This is a genomic window from Prosthecobacter sp., assembly GCF_044222345.1.
Lineage (GTDB): Bacteria > Verrucomicrobiota > Verrucomicrobiia > Verrucomicrobiales > Verrucomicrobiaceae > Prosthecobacter.
In genome coordinates, this window is sequence record NZ_JBGANL010000002.1 from 115,554 (window position 1) to 134,899 (window position 19,346).

The following is a 19,346-nucleotide window of genomic DNA, read 5'->3' on the forward strand; positions in this document are numbered from 1 at the left end:
CTCCTCTGATCAAGGGACTGTGCGGCGGCGACGGAGTGCGAAACTGGAAAGGCCGAGCATGAGGAGGAGTATGCGGGAGGGTTCGGGGACGACGACGAGGACGCCGTAGGTGGTGAGGGCGCTGGTGTCCCAGGAGAGGCCGGAGTCGAGAGCCACGCCTGTGAGGTCCAAATCTGTCAAGGTGAAGGAGCCGGAGCCGGCGAGTGAATCTGCCGTGCCCACGGTGGTCCAGTCGAGGAGTTTGAAGATGCTGCCAGCACCAAGGATGGCGCTGTTGTTGAGCAGCTTGACGGTGCCGCCTGCGGTGGTGCCCAGAGTGAAGGTGCCGTTGGTCAATTTGATGCTGTCGTAATTGCCTGACTGGTTCCAGATGGTGGTGTAGGCGGTGCCGGTGGCACCTCCGTGGGTGTTCAAGTAAGTGAGGGCGCTGCCCGAAAGATCGAAGGCGGAATCGACCTGGGAACTGGAAGTCAGGCTGAGCTGGATCTGGCCGCCATCATTGATGTTCACCGCCGTGCCAGCCGCAGAGAAGGTGATGGTTTGATTGCTGGTGCCTGTGGCACCCACGCCAGGGGCGAGGACGGCACCGCTGGTGATGACGGTGGTGCCAGCGATGCTGCCGGAGCCGGAGAGTGTGGCGGTGGTGCTGACGGTGACAATGCCTGAGCCGGTGAGAGCGCCAGTTGAGCCATCGCCCACCTGCAAGGTGCCTGCGGCGACGGAGGTGGTGCCGGAGTAGGTGCTGGTCTGGGTGAGAACGAGGGTGTTGGCACCCAATTTTTTAAGGCCCACGCTGTTTGCGCCGCTGTTGGTGTCGGAGATGCTGCCGCCATAGGTGAAGCTGCCGCCAGTGGCGTTGGTGGTGTCGAGGCCAATGAAGGAGCCATTGGTGAAGCCGCCGGTGGAGGTGCCGAGGGTCTTGAGGATGTCCACGTCTGAAGCGGTGAACTCGCCGGTGCCGCCGACGTTGAAGGCGGCGGTGGCAGCGCTGCTGACGACGATGCTGGCGTCCGTCCAGCTTGCGGGGGTGTTGTTGTAAAGAGCTGTCTCACGGAGGAACTGCAGCGTGCCGTCGGTGATCGTGGTGGGGCCGGTGTAGGAATTCACGCCATCCATGTAAAGGGTGCCGGTGGTGGTCTTGGTGAAGGTGCCGCCGCCATTGAGCTGGGCGAGATTTTTCAAGGTGCCGGACTGAGCACTGAGGGTGATGGCATTGGTGGAAGCGCCGATGGATCTGCCGGTCATGTCGAGCGTGCCGCCGTTGAGGGTGATGGTGGCGTTGCGAGTGCCTGCGCCCGTGCCGAGCAGGATGTCTCCTTGAACGATGAGAGCGCCGCTGGTGATGGAGATGGTGGCGGTTGCGGTGCCGGCATTGGCATTGGCCATGGTGACGGCGGTGGTGCCGGTGGTGGCGAGAGTGACCGTGCCGCCGGAGACATTGAGGGCGGAGGTGGTCGTACCGGTGCTGGTGTTGCTGTTGCCCAGGATGAGGGCCTGACCTGCGCCAGAGCCGATGGTGACTGTGCCGCCGGTGACGTTGATGGTGGAGGCCACCGCTCCGGTATTGCTGTTGGTGCCCAGGGTGGCGGCCGTGCCAGTCCCGGAACCGATGGTCACGACGCCACCGCCGAGGTTCATGACATTGGTGCTGTTGCCGGCGGCGGTCTTGGAGCCCATGGTGAGATTGCCGGTGATCAGAGTTCCCGTGTCGAAGGCAAAGAGGTTTTCCATGGGTCCGGTTCTGGCGTTTTGCGTGCCGATGGCCACTGTGCTGAAGAGCAGATCCGCCGTGTGACCGGAGACATCAAAGGTGTTTCGATTGCCCAGAGGCAGAAGCGCTGCGGTGGCGCTGGTGCCACTGCCCATGTTGAAGGCGGCGGCGGTTACGCCGTCGGCAGCGCGAATGGTGACTGTGCCAGCTGAATTCAGGAATGTGATGGAACCCAAATCGCGCGAGCCGGTGCCGATGTTGATGGCACTGGCGTTGATGACGCTGGTGCCGGTGCCGAGTTTGAGCGAGTTGATTTGTCCGGCGTTGCCATTGTAGGCGCCGCCGCCGCCAACGGTGAGAGCGCTGGCGGTGATGGTGGTGTTCTGCGCCAGAATCAAGGTGGCGAATCCCGTGCTGTTTGTGCCTGTGGAACTGCTGACCTGAAGTATGCCGCTGGTGGTGTTGAGGGAGGCATTCAGGGTGGTCAGCGCACTGAAGTCGGCGGTGGTGATGTTGGTGGAGCCGTTGTTGCCCACGAGGAAGGTCAGGCCTGTACCTGTGGTGTTGATGACATTGAGGGTGCCCGCACCTGAGGCGGAGAAGAGGGTCGTGGAGCTGGCGGCGGTACCGCCCAGTGTGACCGTACCGCCAATGGTGAGGGTCTTCCCGGCACTGATGAGGATCTGATTGGTTTCCAAGGCCGTGTTCGTCTGCACGAGGAGGTTTCCGGCGAAGGTGGCGCTGGCGGTGGAGAGATCCAGCGTGCCTGCGGTGGTGATGGTGTTGGCGCTGCCGAAGTTCAGCGCACCCGCGAGGTTCTGGGCTACGGTGAAGCGCAGGATGCCGTCATTGATGCTGGTGGCACCGGAGTAGGAATTGGCGGTGTTGAGCACCCAGGTGTTGGTGTCTGACTTGACCAAGGTCAGCACGCCGAGACCGTATTCGTTGATGGCACCGAGGGTGTTGGCCAGAAGCGGGTCGGAGAGTCCCTTCAGGGTGAGCGTTTTGTTGCCAGCGGTTTCCAAATGAACGCCGCCGAGAAACAGCGCACCGGAACCCGAAGAATCCAGAGTGACCGCGCCGGTGGTGCCCTGCATGCCGATGGTGCGATCACTGACGCTGCCGCTGCCAGTGTAGATCAGCGTGGTGGCAGCCGAGCCAAGCCCCATGTGAATGACGCCGTCCTGGGCCGTGGCGGCATTGCCCAGTGAGCTAGCACCGCCGCCCACGCTGGTGATGGTGTTAAAGCTGAGGGTGCCGACCTGAACTTCAACGGGACCGGTGAAGGTGCTCAAGCCAGAAAGGGTAAGCGTGGTGGTCTGTGTTTTCAGCAGCCCGCCTGCGCCTGCCAGCACGGCATTTACACTGATATCACCGGTGTTGCCGAAATAGAAGCCGACGCTGGCCGTGATGGATCCTGAACCCAGAATGACCGGGCTGTCGCCATAGAGGGACACGAGACCAGCTGTGATGTGGTGGATGGCGATGTCCAGGGTGGTGCCGGCTCCGATATTGAGATCCCCGCCGACACCGGTGGCATTGTCCGCACCGAGAGTGAGCGTGCCGCCGGCAATCGTGGTGGCACCGGTGTAGGTGGCGGCGGCGTTGAGGGTCAGATTGCCAAGACCGGTCTTTGTCAGCCCACCGACGCCGGAGCCGACCGAGTGGGCGAGCGCGAGATCATTGCCGCGGGTGTCAATGGTGGCACCGCCTTGAAGGAAGAGGATGGTGCGCAATGAAATGTCATCGGTGAAACCGGTGCCGAGGCGCAGCGTGCCACCGGCGAAGACCAGCGAACCGGTGGTGCCGCCGATGTTGGTGAGAGAGGCGATTTCGAGAATGCCCTCATTGAGGGTGGTCTTCATGGTGCCACCACCGGCGGTATTGAGACCACTGAGGATCAAGGTGCCGCGACCGGATTTGGTGATGTCAGCGGTGGAGGTGAGCGGGGAGGTGATGGATGCCGTGAGGCTCTCAAGGGTGGCGTACTGATAGGTCTGGCTGCTGGCGGTTAAAATGGAGGGCAGACTCATGACGAAGCGGGTGGCATCCGTCACGCTCAGGACGGTGGCACCCAAAGGGATGCCCGCTCCGAAAACCGGCATTCCCGCCTGCAGGCCTGTGGTGCTGGCCACGGTGACGATCGAACTCCCAAAGTTGGTGGAGCCGGTGGTGAGGCTGTTGGAGGAGTTGGGATTGATCACGCTGATCACGTATTCGTTGGTGCTTCCCACGGTGATGCCATTGTCGAAACCGCCGAGGGTGGTGGTGTAAGCGGTGTTTGTGACCGCACCTGTGACGGTGAAGAGCAGCGCGCCGCTGGTGACGCCCAGCGTCTGGCCCGAGCCGGAACCGGTGACGTTGAGAGCGGGTGTCGCGGCGTTGTTCAGGACCAGGGAGTTGATGGTCTTACCGCCAAGTCCGGTGAGGTCAGCGGAAAGCGATTCGCGGGCATTGTCGGTCGGGCCAGCGAGAGCCAGGGTTTTGTATTCGGTGGCGAAATCGAGGGGGCGGAAACCGGCTCCGCTGACGTAGGTCAGGAGGGAATTGCCCATATTGGTGGCGGCGAGGGCGCCGTTGGTGGTCTCACCCACAGCCCAGGGCACAATGCTGATATTAGTGCTGCCCGCGAGGCCACCGCCGCCGACCATGGTGGCGATGAAAGCGGTTTGGTTCGCAGAGGTGCCGATGAGGAACTGATTGCGACTGCCGGTGGTGAGTCCCAGAGAACGGCCACGGACATTGACCGTGGAATTGTTCAGACGAATGAAATCATCCGCAGTGATGGCGGAAAGGCCCGTGCCGGTGCCGTTGGTCGTTTCACCGCTGAGATAGTTTGCGCCCGAGGCAAAATTCAGGCTGCCGATGGTTTCGCTGGTGGTCGCGCCCTGATCGGTGCGGATGGCGAGGCCACGCACAATGGTCTGGCCGCTGAAGGTGCCGTCCGCAGAGTCAAGGGTGACGGTGGTGGTGTCGAGAATGCGGGTGCCGGAGCGGGTGGTGCCGTTGTTGTCGAGGAGCAGGGCGCCGTCTTTGCTGACGCGGATGATGGAGGCATTGAGCTGACCGCTGCCGCTGAGCTGGAGGGTGCCGCCAGCCACCGTGAAGATGCCGGTGAATCCCGTGCTGAGGTTGGTCAGATTGAGATTGCCCGTGCTCTGCTTGATGATGCCACCGGTGCCGGTGAAGAAGCCTGCATACGTGGTGCTGGAGACTTCGTTGATGGTCAGGGTGTGGGTGCCGACGGCGACGGTGCCGTTGTCAGAATTGGCGGCGCGCTGGCCACCGGAGAGCCGGCCGATGGTCTCGTCAGCGAGCAGCTGCAAGGTGGTGTCCTGATAGGCACCGAGAGAGACGATGGAGTTGTCACCGATGGCATTGCCTCCGGAGACCTGAAGGGTGCCCTGCAGGATTTCGGTTTCATCGGTGTAAAAGTTGTTGCCGGTGAGGAGGAGGGTGCCCGTGCCGGACTTGGTCACTGCATGACTGCTGCGGATGTCCGAGCTGATGGTGAAGGTCTGGGCGCTGTCCTGAGTGATGATGAGTTCTGTGACGCCCGAAGCGAGAGTGCCGCCCTGAATGCTGGGGGTGCCGCCGACATTGGAGGTGACGAGGATGCCGCCGCTGGCGATGCTGAGGACGCCAGCGGGAGCGATGATCAAATCCGAACCTGCGGCGGCATTGAAGCGGAGGCTGTTGATGTTGAGGCCCTGAAGCGTGCCGGTGAAGCCGGTGGTGTCATCGGTGACGTGATCGCCGACGGCCCAGGTGGAGAGATCGTTTTTAACGGTGGAGATGAGGGCGACGACGTTGCCACCCGCGAGGTTGGTGGCGTTGGTGGCGAACCAGACGCCAGTGCCATCATCCACGGTGGCGAAAGCACTGGTGCCGAGCAGACCCAGCGTGCCGTTGAGCGTGGAGGTGATGAAGCCATTGGTGGCGGTCTGTGTGCCGGTGGGGAGGATGAAGCGGATGGTGCCGTCCCGATTGGTGTTGCCACGGGCGACCGTCCCCAGATTCAGGACAATTTCCTGACCTGCACCCGGATTGAGCGTGATGGTGCTGGCACCGCTGTTGTCGCTGGAAGAACTGCCGTCCAGATTGGTGCTGGCCACGGTCTGGCTGGTGGCGGAGGTGGCGCTGCCGGTGAGGACGAGACTGCCGCCGAGCATTTCGAGGACGGAGGCGGCGCGGAGCTTGGTGGTGTTGCTGGCGGTGTAATCCAAGACCAGAGTGCCTTCGTAAAGGATGGTGTTGCCGGAGGAGGCGAGGCCGCTGTTGTCCCCTTTGAGCGTGACGGTGCCGAGGCCGAATTTTTCCAAGCCGGTCGTGCCGTTACTGGCGAGGCTGGCGTTGATGGTGCCGGTGTAGAGATTGATGTCACCACCGGTTACGGTGACCGAGCCGGTGCCGTCGATCTGTCCGACCTGGCCGACATCACGCTGACCGACGTCGAGGCGCAGGGTGGTGATGTTGAACGTGTTGGTGTTGAGGATGGCAGTCTGAGGGCCGCCCAAATCCCCGAGAAGGATGAAGTCGAGACCGCCGCTGTTGCCGACACCGTTCACATCAGCCGCGTTGAGATTGATGACGGCACCTGTGCGGGCATAGAGGCCGCTGCTGGTTCCCGCAGGGTTGGAGGCCAGAAGGACACCGGTGGAGTTGAGGTTCAGCACGGTGGAGGCACCGGTGACGATCACATCATCAGCGATGGTAACCGTGTTGTCGCGGAGGGTCCAGATGCCGGAATTCACGTTGAGATCGGCCACGGATGTCCCGGTGGGCTGGGAGATTCCGCCGCTGATGACGCCTTCTCCAGTGCCTGTGAGAGTGAGGCTGTTGTCGGCGGCCTGAGAGATGGCACCGGCGTAGGTGATGATGGCCCCGGAGGTACCGCTGGCGTCCAAGGTGAAGCTGGCTGTTGAGGAGAGTGTTCTGTTGGTGGACTGACTGGTGTCTCCCATGAACCGCAGGCTGGAAGTGCCGGTGATGTTGATGGCCGCCCCCTGACCAAGGCTGCTGGCGGCGCCGCCGATGTTGGTGACGGTGTTGTATTCGAGAGTTCCCTCCTTGAGCGAGATGTCACCGCCAAAGGTGTTGGCACCGAGGAGGCGCATGGTCTGGCTGGTGACAGCCCAGGCACCAAGCTCGTCATTGATGGCAAGGCTGCGGCTCAAGCCTCCATCGGAGATGACTGCGGAAATGATCAACGGCCTGACGGAGGAGCCTTGATAACTGAGGCTGGCGTTGTTGCCGAGGATGATGGAGTTGGTGATGTTGAAGATGCTGAAGTTGTCCGAGGCCTGGGTGATGCGGAGGGCGTTGTTCGCATTGGTGGCGCTGCCGATGGTGATGATGCCGCTGAGGTTTACGGTCATGTCACTCACGGGTGTGCCGGAGGCGTCTGCACTCAATTCCAGAATACCGCCGGGGCCATCCAAGGTGATGTTCTGGGCGAGGTTGTAGGTGGTGCCGCCAGCGGTCACGAATTGAATGCGGCCTGAGCTGGCGGTGATGCTGCCGGTGCCAAGGCCGGTGACGGTCTGGGTCTGAAGGGTGCCGCGAATGAGATTGATGCCGCCGGACCAGGCGCTGTTCTCCGACTGGAAGTAGAGGGTGCCGGTCAGCTGGTTTCCACCGGAGAGCGTGCTGATGCTGTCCACGGTGAGACTGCCAGCGCCGCTGACGACGCCGCTGAGAACCACATTTCCCTGAGTGGCGGTGAGCACGGCGGAATTGGAACCGCGCATGTTGATGAAGGAACCCGCGCTGACATTCACGGCACCGGTGTAGTAATTGTTTCCGGCATTGCCGCCGGCGGAAAGAGTGCCGCCGGCCAGCGTGAGTTTATTGGCGACGCCGGTGGCGGCGGAATTGGCAGCGCCGTTGTAGTAGAAGGCGCCGCCGGTGTTGACGGTGATGGTGGCGAGATTGCTGTTGCTGGTGCTGCCCAAGGCAGTGGCATTGAGGATTTCCAAAGTGCCTGCACTGATGGTGAAGTCCGAGGTGACGGTGCTGTTGAAGGTGAGATCGGCCGCGGTGGTGAGCGTGACTCTGCCAGCGCCGTTCTTGCTGACATCGGCCTCGCCGAACAGCGGGCCCATGGAGAGGACGGAACCGGCGTCCGCCACACTCCAGGTCTGATCCGAAACGATGCGAATGGGGGCGGTGATATTCACCGTGGCCGGACCGCCAGCGGTGATCTTGATGCCATCGGTGGCGAACTGCGGGGCGATGCTGAGGCGGTAGGAAGGGTCGGTGCCGGAAGCGATTGTGACCGATGCCGGTGTGTTGGCGCCAATGGTGGCAGCCTCAAAGGTGAGGGAGTTGATCTTGAAGCTTTGCTCCAAGGTGGTGGAGACCGCCGCGCTGGTGGGAGCATCCCACTGAAAGATGACATCGGTGCCCTGGCCCGGAGTGGAGAGCGCTGCGATGGCGCCTGCTTTATCCTGCGACCAGTTGTTGACGCTGCCGTTCCAGGTGGCGTCGGTCAATCCGCGCCAGTAGGAGGTTCCGGTGATGAGGGTGCCGGTGGTGATGGATATGAGGTTGTCCGTTTGATGGATGGTGATGGAGCTGAAACCACCCGGGGTGGAGCCGAGGAGCCAATCGCCTGCGCCAAGGGGGCCGGTGATCAGACCACCGTCTGCGGAGGAGATGAGGTTGTAGGTTTGGGATGCGTTGAGGCCGGTGTCGCTGAGGTTCAACTTGATCTGATTTCCGGTAAAGAGCTGGAGGGTGCCGCCTGCGAGCAATCCGAGAAGGTCGGTGCTGGCGTTGTCTCCCAGGGTGCTGACGTCACCGACATTTAAATTCAGGGTGGTCATGGTTCCGCCGCTTGAACCGAGGGAGAGGATGGTGAGCTGGTTGAGCCTGTCCCCTGCCCCATTGAGAAGATTGAGCGTGGAGGCGCTGGCAACGACGACACTGGTGATGGCAGCAGGCGCGGCAATGCCGCCGGAAAGGGTGAGTGTGGAGCCGTTTGTGACACTCAAACCGGTGGTGCCATTGAGTGAGGAGCCGATGGTGAATGTTCCCCCGTTCACGCTGGTCGTGCCGGTGTAGGTCAGCGAGACTCCGGTGGATATGACCGCGGCAGCAGTGCCGGTCTTGGTGACGGAGAGCGCACCGCCGCCACTGTTTTGGATGGAATAGGTGCCGACACCGCCGCCGTAACTGACCGCTGAGTCGGCGGCACCGAAGGTGAGGGAGGCGGCGGTGGAAGAAGTGTTGTCGATGACTGCGGCGCCGTCTGTGCTGGCGGTGAGACCATTGATGGTCTGGAAGGTGCCATTGAGATCAAAAGTGGCGGTGTCGCCATTGGCGAGTTCGGGACTGAGCACCACGCCGCCAAATCCAGCGCCGGAGGGAATGGCATTGTTCACCCCCATGCGGAGGGTGCCGCGATCGATATCCGTGGCGGCACTGTTGTTGTTGTAGTTTGAGCCGCTGCCGTTGAGCTGCAGGACGCCGTCACCGGTCTTGGTGAGCACGACGCCGAAGGCGGTGGAGGTGGTGAAAGCGCCGTTGATGATCGTCGTGCCCGAGCCGTCAACGGTCCACGCGCGGTTGGCGGTCATGAGGTCGGAGGTGACTCCGGCAAAGGTCAGGGCCTTGCCGCTGACGACGTTGTTGTTGAGGCCGGAGTTGTTGGCGGACTGGAGCAACTGGAAGACGCTGGTGGTGGTGAGGCTGTAATCACCTGCGAAGGCGGTGGTGGTGTTATTGATGAGACGGACGGCGTTGTTGATGGTGCGGTCTGCACCGTGGGAGAACAAGGTGCCGTTGCTCCAGTCCAGAGTGCTGGTGCCGAGGGCGTGGTCATCACCGATGCCGAGGGAGCCAGCGGCGAAGGTGGTGGTGCCGGTGTAGTTGTTTGAGCTGTTGGTGAGGATCCACATGGCGGAGCTGTCCACCTGGATGCCGAGGGTGCCGCCAAAGTCTGACAACACGCTGGTGATCATGTTGCCGGAGGCATTGACGCCACGCAGGAGGAGAGTCTTGTTTCCGCCCATCATGTCATTGGCCACGTTGGTGAGAATCAACGCGCCCACGCCGTCGGCATGGATTTGAGTGCTGCCGGTGGTGCTGTTGAGCCGGATCTTGCGATCGCTGGTTTCTCCAAGGCCGACATATTCGAGTATCGCGCCGCCCGTGCCGCCGTTGCCGAGGGTGATGGCGTTGGAATTCAGACTGGCATTGACCTCGGTGCCGACGCTGGTGGCACCCGTTCCTGTGCTGAGTCCCAGTGAATGGACGACCAGGGTGCCCTGGTTCACATTGGTTTCACCACTGTAGGTGTTATCACCGCTCAAGATGAGAATGCCGGCGCCGAGTTTGCGGATGCCGGTGCCGGAGGCACCGGAAATGACGCCGCTGAGTGATGCAAAATCTGATCCGATGACGGTGTTGTCGTCCACGCGAATGGGGCGGAGGGAGCTGGCATAAATCTGGCCGTCTGTGTAGGAGCCGGCGATACCACTGGTGTTGGCGGTGTTGGCGCTGATGGTGAACGAGGTCGCGCTGTTAATGCTGACGATGTAAACTCCTGAAGGGATATTGGTGCCCGTGATGGACTGGCCAACGACCAGCCCGGCTGTTGAAGCGACGGTGACCGTCGAACTGTTCTGCGCGAGGGTGTAACTCAAGCCGGGCCCCGAGCCAGCGCCCGAAGCGGTGCCAAGAGAAAACCCGCTGACGATCTCCACATCCGATTTGGCAACGGAGGTCTGGCCGACGGCAGCCCCGAAAATAAGACCATCCCGGTTGTCGAGGAAGCCAGGGGTGACGCCCCAGGTGGGGGTGCTGCCCCAATCAATGATGAGCTGAGAGCCGCCGGCGGCGAAGCCGCCCCGGAACATGGCGGTATTGGCGGCAGGGGCCGCGAAGTTCATCTGGCCCACACCGGTGCCGAGGGTGCGTGAAAGCGTTCCGGTGGAGGCAAAGATGCCGCCATTGAAAACCAGGTTGGAAGCGGTGGGGAGAGAGGTGCCGCTCTGAGCGTAGAGAACGCCACCGCGAAGTTCGGTGACGCCGGAATAGCCGTTGACGGCATTCAAATACCAGACCCCGGTATCCGCCTTGTAAACGGAGGTGACGGCCGCGCCGTTGTCATTGATGATGGGGAAGAAGCGGTTGTCACCAGTCGATGTCCCGCCAAGAACAAGGCCTTGTGCATTGCCGGTGGCGGCAGCGCCGAAAGCCAATGCCCCGGTATTGGTAAAGCTGAGAGTCGCTCCGTTGAGACCATTGGCCTGGATGCGTGCGCCGCCGCTGGCGCCGCCATTGAAGGTGAAGAGGTGGTCGGTGGAATCATTGGTGGCGCCAGCGAAACTGAGGCCGCCGTAGGCTTGAGTGGTGCTGGTGCCGGTGAAGACGAGATTGCCCGCCGCATTGCTGGCAGCGCCGAAGCCGCTGGCGAAACCGCCGTCCGCCACATTGTTTACCGTCACGATGCCGGTGGAACCGATGGTGGTGACGCCGGTGTAGGTGCTGAGGCCGCTCCATGACATCGCGCCGGTGCCGAGCTTGATGAGATTGATGACACCGTTGGTCTGATCAATGATGCCGAAGGAGGTGCCACCGCCGTTGCTGTTGCCGATGGTGAGGGTCACCTCTGCGGCATTGGTATTGGTGACGGTGCCGTTGTTGTTGAAGTCGTCGATGCCGAGGGAGACATTCACGCCGTTCAAATCGAAGACAGCGCCCTGACGGATGGACAGAGTGGCTGTGGTGCCGCCTGCGCTCAAGCGCCCGCCGGTGGCAAGCTGGACGGTGCCTTCGTTGATCGAGTTGACGCCGGTCTGCGCGTTGAGACCGGCGATGACCAGCGTGCCCGCGCCGACCTTGGTGAAGCCCCCAGTCGCGGTGCTGGTGATGGGTGCATTGAGAGTGAGGGTGTTTGCGCCGCCATCCACATTGATGACCAGCACGCCGCTGCCGCCGGTGGTGACACCGGTGCCGGAGATGGAGCCGGAGCCACCGGTCTGGATGATGCCGCCGGAAGCGTTGGCGGTGCCTGCCGTGCGAATGGTGAGCAGGCCGGTCAAGTTGAGCACCTGAGCCCCATTGATTTTCAGTGAATCAATGGTGACTGCGGCATTGCTGAAGCTGCCGGTGATTTCGTTGCTTTTGCCCGAGGTCAGTGCGGTGGCGCTGGTGGCGAAATCCGCATCGGTCGTGTAATCGGGCGCACGCACGGCAAGCCCGGAACCGGGGACGAAGGCGAAGTCTGAACCGTTGTAGAACAGCCCTGCATTGGCGATGTTGCTGGTGATGCTGGAGGATGCAAACGAGACGGTGCTGCTGCTGGAGGGAGCCACGATGTTCACGGTGCTGCCCCCGCCCACGGCACCAAGTGAAGCAAAGACCAGCGATGCGGTGCCACCGCTGCCGGGGGAGAGCTTGATGGTGCCTGAGCCGAGCGTAGGGGTCAGCACACCGAGGGTCTCCACGTTGCTGGCGCTGGCCTGCCCGACAAACTCCAAGGTGCCGCCCGCGTACTGGTTGACCTGATTGAAGGTGATCGCGGAGGAGTCTGCGATGATCGTGGAAACGGCGGCGTTGGCCTTGATTTTCAAGATCCCGTTGGTGATGGTGGTGGTGCCGGTGAACGCATTGGCACCTGCAAGAACCCAGGTGCCGGCGTCGACCTTGGTGAGATTCACAAGACCGCCAGCATCGTTGTTGGAGATGATGCCATTGATGGTGTTTTGGGCGATATTGGTGCCGCCGAGGGTCAAGGTCTTGGCATTGGCCGAGGTGCCGCCCGTGGCTGAGAAGTCTGCATTGAGAATGAGGCCGGGGCTGGTGCCGGTCTGACTTGCGAGGATGGTGGCACCACCGGTGCTGCCTGCGAGATTGATGACCTTGCTGGTGGTCAAGCTGGACTGCAGGACATTGTTGCCGATGACGCTCAGAGTCGCCGAGGTGGTGCTGGTGCCGATATTGATGATGCCGGAGTTGTTGTTGATGGCGCGCCAGTCGTTGACGGCCAGGGTGCCGCCACTCACGCTCACGGTGCCGTCGAGTGTCGAGCCGGTGCCGGTGATGGTCAGAGTCCCGCTGCCGGACTTGACGAGGTTGTGGGCAAAGCTGGCGGAGGCGCCAATGATGTTGCCATTGATGAGGGTGTTGCCATTGCCGCTGATGGTCATGGTTCTGGCGCCGGTGTTTTCCGTATTGCTCCAGAAATTTCCGGTGAAGCTGAGCAGAGCCCCGCCCTGGAGGTTGTTTGCCATGGTGGTGTCCCCATTGCCCCCATTGACCGGTGCGGTGGTGAAACTCATGCCGTAGCCGTTGCGGCTGTTGAAGGTCAGCGTGATGCCGTCTTCATAGGTCAGGCTGCCAAAAGCCACGGTCTGATCCTTGGCCAGACTGTTCGGCGTGTGATCTGCAAAAATGATGCTGGAGGTGGCACGGAAATAGACATTGGCGTTGGAACCGTTCGAGACTTTGACATCCGGAGCATCCATGAGAACGGCGAGGATGCCGCCGTTCATGTCCAGCACGGCGCTGGTGGTGCCCGCAGTGCGGGTGCCGAGAACGCCGGCGGAGTCGATGCGTACGACGCTCTGGCCGCTGGCGGCGCTGCCGCTGACGCGGATGGTGCCGGAGAAGCCGGAGGAATCGGTGGGATTGAGGAAGAGCGTGCCACCGCCGCTGCCTTCCAGAGTGCCGGAGCCTGCGAGAACGCCTGTGAGGTTGTAAAAACTGGCGCCAGCCTGATTGGTGCCGCCCAGGGAACTGATGGTCGTGGCGGCTGTGCCGAGAACGTTTAAAGTGCCGGTGAAATTGAGGGTGCCATCTGCGGCGATGATGCGGGTGCTGAGGTTGGTGGTGGCATAGGGAGCGCCCATCGTGACGATGCCGGAGAGCGTGTTCAGACCGGTGCTCATCAGCGCTGCGCCACGGTCGGAGATGGGCCCCTGCCCTTGGAGAAGCAGATCGCGCGTGAGGGTGATGCCAGCGGCGGTGCCGTCCAAGACCAACGAACCGCCGCCAAAGCCACGCAAATTGGTGGAGGTGAGCACGGGATTGAAACCCGTGACGACGATGGCTGAGAGATCATCGCCGAGTGCGCCTTCATCGGTGATGGTCAGCGAACCGTTGCTGATGGTGGTGGTGCCTGTGTAGGAGCTGGCATTGTTGCCGAGGCGAATGGTGCCGCCTCCCAGCATGGTGAGTCCTCCAGAGCCGAGAATCTGGGTGTTGATGGTGATGCTTTCTCCCAAGGCGGCTCTCAAGGTGGGCGAGCTACCCGCCAGGGTGAGGCTGCCACCGGTGAGCGTGTAACCGCTGCGCAGGAACGAGAGCTGACCGGCGGTGATGCCCGAGCTGAGGGTCACCGTACGGAGAGTGGGCAGCACTGTCATGGGTGCGCTGAAGACGGCCGTGTCCGCGCTGTTATTCAGCCACAAGCCGAGAGCTGCACCATTCCACCAGTTTGAAGTGGTCAGATCCCAAGCACCCGTGCCACCGAGGCCGGTGCCATCCACGTTATTGCCAACGGTGCTGGCGTCTGAATCCCAGTAAAAAGAGGCTGAGTGTGCGGAGTCCAACTGACACATCACAAGAGTGAATGCAGTGAGTCGGCACCACGCGGGGATGCTAAGCAGCTGATGAAGGGCCTTCATGCAGGAGAGGAAACAGTTCGGGGAGGGAGGTTTTTGCACGGCAAATTGCACCGCACATGCAATCCGACAGGTTGTGTTAAAATAATCATTTTGAATAAACTACATTCTTTGGAACAAGCCCAAAGTGGTCAGCCGCCGAACAGCAAGCTTAATCTTTATCTATTTGAGACCTGTTTCTTTACTGCGAATTCGATCCAGCCTTTAACTGCTACATTCCAACAATTATGGCGACACAGTGCCCACAGTCATTGCATCTTGGGCAAAGAACCTACTGCCAGCTTTGCCAAGGCGATATTGCAGGCCGAGAGTTGCAGGAATGGGCGATGCCGTCGTTGAAGACCAGCCGGCCATTGATGGCCGGCGAATCCCACGGTAATCGCGCCACAACATTGCTGGTGTTTGGCAAGATGTGTCGTTCCCGGGCGTTTCCCCGGCCACATGAGACTCCGAACCTTTCTCGCCACCGCCGTACTTGTCGTTTTTTCACAGCTTCACGCCGCCCAGCGACCGAATGTGCTGTTCATGGTGTCGGATGACCTGAACAACAGCCTGGGGTGCTATGGGCACCCGCTGGTCAAAACGCCGAATCTGGACAAGCTGGCGGCGCGGGGGGTGCGCTTTCAGAATGCGAACTGCCAGTTTCCCCTCTGTGGCCCGAGCCGGAACTCGATGCTGACGGGGCTTTACCCGAACAGTAACGGAATTTTGACCAACTCCCAGCTTTTCCGCCAGACGATCCCGAATGCGGTGAGTCTGCCGCAGGCTTTCCGGCGGGAGGGATACTTTGCCGCGCGCATCGGGAAACTTTATCACTATGGAGTGCCGAACTCGATTGGCACGAATGGGCATGACGATCCTGCCTCATGGGAGCTTGAGCTTAACCCTGCTGGCTGTGACCGCCTGATCGAGCATCCGGATATTTTCTCGCTGCTGCCCGGGAACTTTGGTGGGACGCTGAGCTGGTATGCCTCGCCACGGCCAGATGAGAAGCACACGGATGGGCTGCAAGCGAAGGATGCGGAGTGGGTGCTGGAGCGCTGCGCGAAGGAGAAGGATCGGCCGTTCTTTCTCGCGCTGGGGTTCTTCCGTCCGCACACGCCGTATGTGTCGCCGGAGAAGTGGTTTAAGGGGTACCCGGAGGCTGAAATGCCGGTGGTGCAAGGGGTGAAGGAGGATCAGGCAGACCTGCCGGTGCCTGCGCTCGGGAGCTACAAAAAGGAACAGGACAAGCTGACGGATGATCTGCGCAGGCAGGCGGTGCAGGCGTATTTTTCCGCCATCAGCTTCATGGATGCGCAGGCGGGCAAGGTGCTGGATGCGCTGGACCGGCTGGGACTGGCGGAAAACACGATCGTCGTTTTCACCAGTGACCATGGGTATCATCTGGGTGAGCATGGGCTGTGGCAGAAGCAGAGCCTCTTTGAGGAGAGCGCGCGGGTGCCGCTGATCGTTGCTGGTCCCGGGGCCAAAAAGGGTGTGGTGGCCCATTCGCCGGTGGGCTTGATCGATCTCTACCCAACGCTCGCGGAGTTGTGTGATGTCAAAGCTCCAGCGAATCTGCAGGGACAGAGCCTGGTGCCGATGCTGAAGGACCCGACGGTCAAGGGACGTGGCTGGGTGCTGAGCCAGGTGGTGCGCGGAGGGGGCTTCAAGCGCATGGGTGCCAGTGCTGCGAAGGGGGATGATGGGAAGCGGATCTTTGGCTATGCGCTGCGCACGGAGCGCTTCCGCTACATCGAATGGAACGAAGGCAAGGCTGGCAAGGAGCTCTACGATCATGAGACGGACCCCAAGGAGCTGACCAACCTGGCTGACAAAGCCGAGCTGGCTGAAGTGCAGGCGAAGCTGGCTGAGCAGCTGCATGGCAGCGTGAAGACGACGTATCCTGCGAGTGGGAAGACGCCGGAGATTCCCCTGGGTAATGTGATGTATGCGCCCGAGCTGGTGGACCCTAAGGTCGGCAAAGCGGCCAAGAAGTGACACGCCTTTTTGATTCGTGACCCCATTCATTTTCCCTTTCCTTCATGAAACCTCTTCTCTTTCTCCTTTCGTCCCTGATCGTTCTGCATTCCTCCTTTGCGGCAACGCCGAACATCGTGCTCATCAACATTGATGATCTGGGGTATGCGGACATCGGTCCGTTTGGGGCCAAAATGTCGACGCCGAACTTGGACCGCATGGCGAAGGAGGGGATGAAGCTGATGAGTCATTATGCGGCACCAGTGTGCTCGCCTTCGCGTGCGGCGATGATGACGGGGTGCTATCCGAAGCGGGTGCTGCCGATTCCGGGAGTGCTGTTTCCGGCGGCGGCGGTGGGATTGAACCCGAATGCGATCACGGTGGCGGAGGTGCTGAGAGCGGGTGGCTATGCGACGGCCTGCATTGGCAAATGGCATCTGGGTGACCAGCCGGAGTTTCTGCCGACAAGCCAGGGATTTGAGCACTACTTTGGCATCCCTTATTCGAATGACATGGGGCCTGCGGCCGAGGGCTCGAAGAGCAATCCGGACCAGCCGCTGCCCAAGGGGCCCGGCAAAGGGAAAGGCAAACCCGGGGCTGGCAAGGGGGATGCGGAGCCTGAGACCGGACTGAAAGGGAATGCGCAACCGCCGCTGCCGCTGGTGGAGGACCACAACGTGGTGGAACGTGTGAAAGCGGAGCAGCACCATACGTTTACGCGGCGCTACACGGAGCGTGCGGTGAAGTTCATCCAAGCGAATCAGAAGCAGCCGTTCTTCCTGTATCTGCCGCACAACGCGGTGCACTTCCCGCATTATCCGCATCAGGATTGGACCGGCAAATCGGGGATCAGCCTGCAGAAGGACTGGGCGATGGAGGTGGACTGGTCGGTGGGGCAGGTGCTGGACACGCTGCGCGAGCTGAAGCTGGACTCGAAGACGCTGGTCATCTTCACAAGCGACAACGGCGGGCCGCTGAATCAAGGCGCGGACAACACGCCGCTGCGGGGAAGCAAGGGCAGCACGCTGGAGGGGGGCATCCGCGTCTGCACGATTGCGTGGTGGCCGGGGAAGATCGCCGCGGGTTCGAAGACGAATGAGATTACGGCGCACATGGACTGGCTGCCGACTTTTGGCACGCTGGCGCGCTGCAAGAGCGTGGGAGAGCTGAAGCTGGACGGGAAGGACATCTCGCCGGTGCTGCTGGGCCAGAAGGGTGCGAGCGGGCATGATGTGTTTTATTACTATGCAGGCTTCAACCTGCAGGCGGTGCGCAGTGGAGCGTGGAAGCTGCACCTGGGCAAAGGTGAGCTGTACAATCTGGATGAGGACATCGGCGAGGCGAAGAATGTGGCGGCGGAGCATGCGGACATCGTGGCACGGCTGCAAAAGCAGGCGGAGACGATGAAGGCGGATCTGGGTGACAAAACGAAGGACGCGCCGGGTGTGCGTGAACTGGGCCGGGTGGAGCATCCGCAGCCGCTGATCAGCGCCGATGGAACGGTGCGCGAAGGTTTTAACAAGATTGCCAAGACACTGCCATGAAGTTCAAAGCCGCCCTGTTTGCCCTGATCGCCACCTCAGCGCTGGCTGCTGACGCGCCGCTGCTGAAGGATGAGTTTCTGCTGCCGAAATTTGAAGGCCGCCGTGCCATGCGTGGTGACTGGAAGTTTGCGGAGGGAAGCGCCACCTGCACGCAGGATGATGCGCTGTACAAGAAGAACAAGGACCATGGACCGATCCTGTTTTATGATCTGGCTTACACGGACGCGGCGATCCATTTCGCGGTGAAGCCGGATGCGGCGAACAAGACGGTTGTCTTCACGGCGAATGGTGAGAAGGGGCATGTGTTCCGGCTGGTGTTTGGGCAGACGGGGATGGGTGTGCGAGCGTTTCCGCCAGAGGAGAAGGACCACAAGTCGATCTCGCTGGGGAATGAGGCGGCGGTGAAGCTGAAGGCGGATGCGTGGACGAAGATCCGGGTGGAGCTGCGGGGCAGCAAGGCCACGGTGACGGTGGGCGATCTTACGAAGACGTATGAGCATGCGTCCATCGCGCGCGCGAAGGCGAATCTGAGCGTGGGATTCAGCTACGGCACGGTGAATGTGACGGAGATGGTGGTGGACAAGTAGCTGGGGGCTGGCGCTGGAAGTGAGACGCACAGAATTTGTGCGGTGCGGGCGAGTACATTTTTTCAAGCAGGAGACAGGGACCGAGGTGGCCTGCAGAGTTCACTCTTTGGAAAACGCAGTCACGAGACGCTTGGGGGACCGCACAGAGGACTGTGCGGACCACTATGCTGGCTCCCTCTCGTGATGCCCCGTTGGATTTCGGCATCGCTGGGTTTGGCGATACTGTTTCTAGCAAATTGCCAAACTCATCTGCGTTTGCCGTCCGCAGGTGACGAGAGAGTCGTGGGCTCGAATGGCGGGCTGGGACAGCCCGCCCTACCTGTGAGCCCTACCTGTGAGACTACAGGCCGCCGAGCTTGCAGATGCGATCCCAGTGTTTGGCTTCGACGGGGGTGATGGAGAGGCGGTTGCCGCGGCGGAGGATGAGCATGTCGGCGAGCTTGGGGTCGGCGCGGAGCATGTCGAGGGTGACGAAGGTTTTGAAGTCGGCCTCCCACTTCACATCGACCATGAGCCAGCGGGGTTCTTCGGGCTTGCTGCCTTTGTCGAAGTACTCGGAGGAGGGATCGAACTGGGTGTGGTCGGGGTAGGCTTCCTTGACGATTTTCACCACGCCGGCGATGCCGGGGACGTCGCAGCTGGAGTGGTAGAAGAAGCCGAGGTCGCCGAGGGACATGTCGTCCCGCATCATGTTGCGGACCTGGTAGTTGCGCACGCCGTTCCAAGGTTCCGTTTTCTTCGGGCGCTGCTTCAGGTGGTCGAAGGAGAAGACGTCGGGTTCGGATTTGAGGAGCCAGTGGTGCATGGGGGTGGGCCTACGGAATACGCGGAAAGGGAGGCCGGAACTGACACCGGCCTTCGGAAGGACAAAAAGGACTGAAACGACGGAAAGGACGCAGGACGCGTCCCC

At 61.4% G+C, this 19,346-nt stretch carries 5 protein-coding genes; 3 read left to right on the forward strand and 2 right to left on the reverse strand.

Annotated elements, in window-relative coordinates; translation table 11 throughout:
- Positions 1 to 9: 9 nt before the first annotated feature.
- Positions 10 to 14,271, reverse strand: coding sequence for an autotransporter-associated beta strand repeat-containing protein (locus tag ACILSL_RS02120; protein WP_395730344.1), 14,262 nt, complete (start codon positions 14,269 to 14,271; stop codon positions 10 to 12).
- A gap of 513 nt (positions 14,272 to 14,784) precedes the next feature.
- Here ACILSL_RS02120 and ACILSL_RS02125 point away from each other — a divergent pair.
- Genes ACILSL_RS02125 through ACILSL_RS02135 form a run of 3 tightly spaced genes read left to right on the forward strand, consistent with a single transcriptional unit; the run spans position 14,785 to position 18,436 of the window.
- Positions 14,785 to 16,326: a sulfatase gene (locus tag ACILSL_RS02125; protein WP_395730345.1), complete on the forward strand. Its 1,542-nt coding sequence runs from the start codon at positions 14,785 to 14,787 to the stop codon at positions 16,324 to 16,326.
- Positions 16,327 to 16,370: 44 nt separating this feature from the next.
- Positions 16,371 to 17,849 (forward strand): sulfatase, encoded by a 1,479-nt coding sequence (locus ACILSL_RS02130; RefSeq protein WP_395730346.1) that lies wholly within the window; start codon positions 16,371 to 16,373, stop codon positions 17,847 to 17,849.
- Positions 17,846 to 18,436, forward strand: coding sequence for a hypothetical protein (locus ACILSL_RS02135; protein ID WP_395730347.1), 591 nt, complete (start codon positions 17,846 to 17,848; stop codon positions 18,434 to 18,436). Before ACILSL_RS02130 ends, ACILSL_RS02135 begins: the two co-directional genes overlap by 4 nt.
- Positions 18,437 to 18,776: 340 nt before the next feature.
- On the opposite strand, the gene ACILSL_RS02140 is transcribed toward ACILSL_RS02135, so the two are convergent.
- Positions 18,777 to 19,241: an EVE domain-containing protein gene (locus ACILSL_RS02140; protein ID WP_395730348.1), complete on the reverse strand. Its 465-nt coding sequence runs from the start codon at positions 19,239 to 19,241 to the stop codon at positions 18,777 to 18,779.
- Positions 19,242 to 19,346: the final 105 nt, after the last annotated feature.

Excerpts from the sequence above, each read along its gene's own strand:
- ACILSL_RS02135 (WP_395730347.1), top strand. The coding sequence starts at position 17,846 with ATGAAGTTCAAAGCCGCCCTGTTTGCCCTGATCGCCACCTCAGCGCTG.
- ACILSL_RS02140 (WP_395730348.1), bottom strand. The coding sequence starts at position 19,241 with ATGCACCACTGGCTCCTCAAATCCGAACCCGACGTCTTCTCCTTCGAC.
- ACILSL_RS02125 (WP_395730345.1), top strand. The coding sequence starts at position 14,785 with ATGAGACTCCGAACCTTTCTCGCCACCGCCGTACTTGTCGTTTTTTCA.
- ACILSL_RS02130 (WP_395730346.1), top strand. The coding sequence starts at position 16,371 with ATGAAACCTCTTCTCTTTCTCCTTTCGTCCCTGATCGTTCTGCATTCC.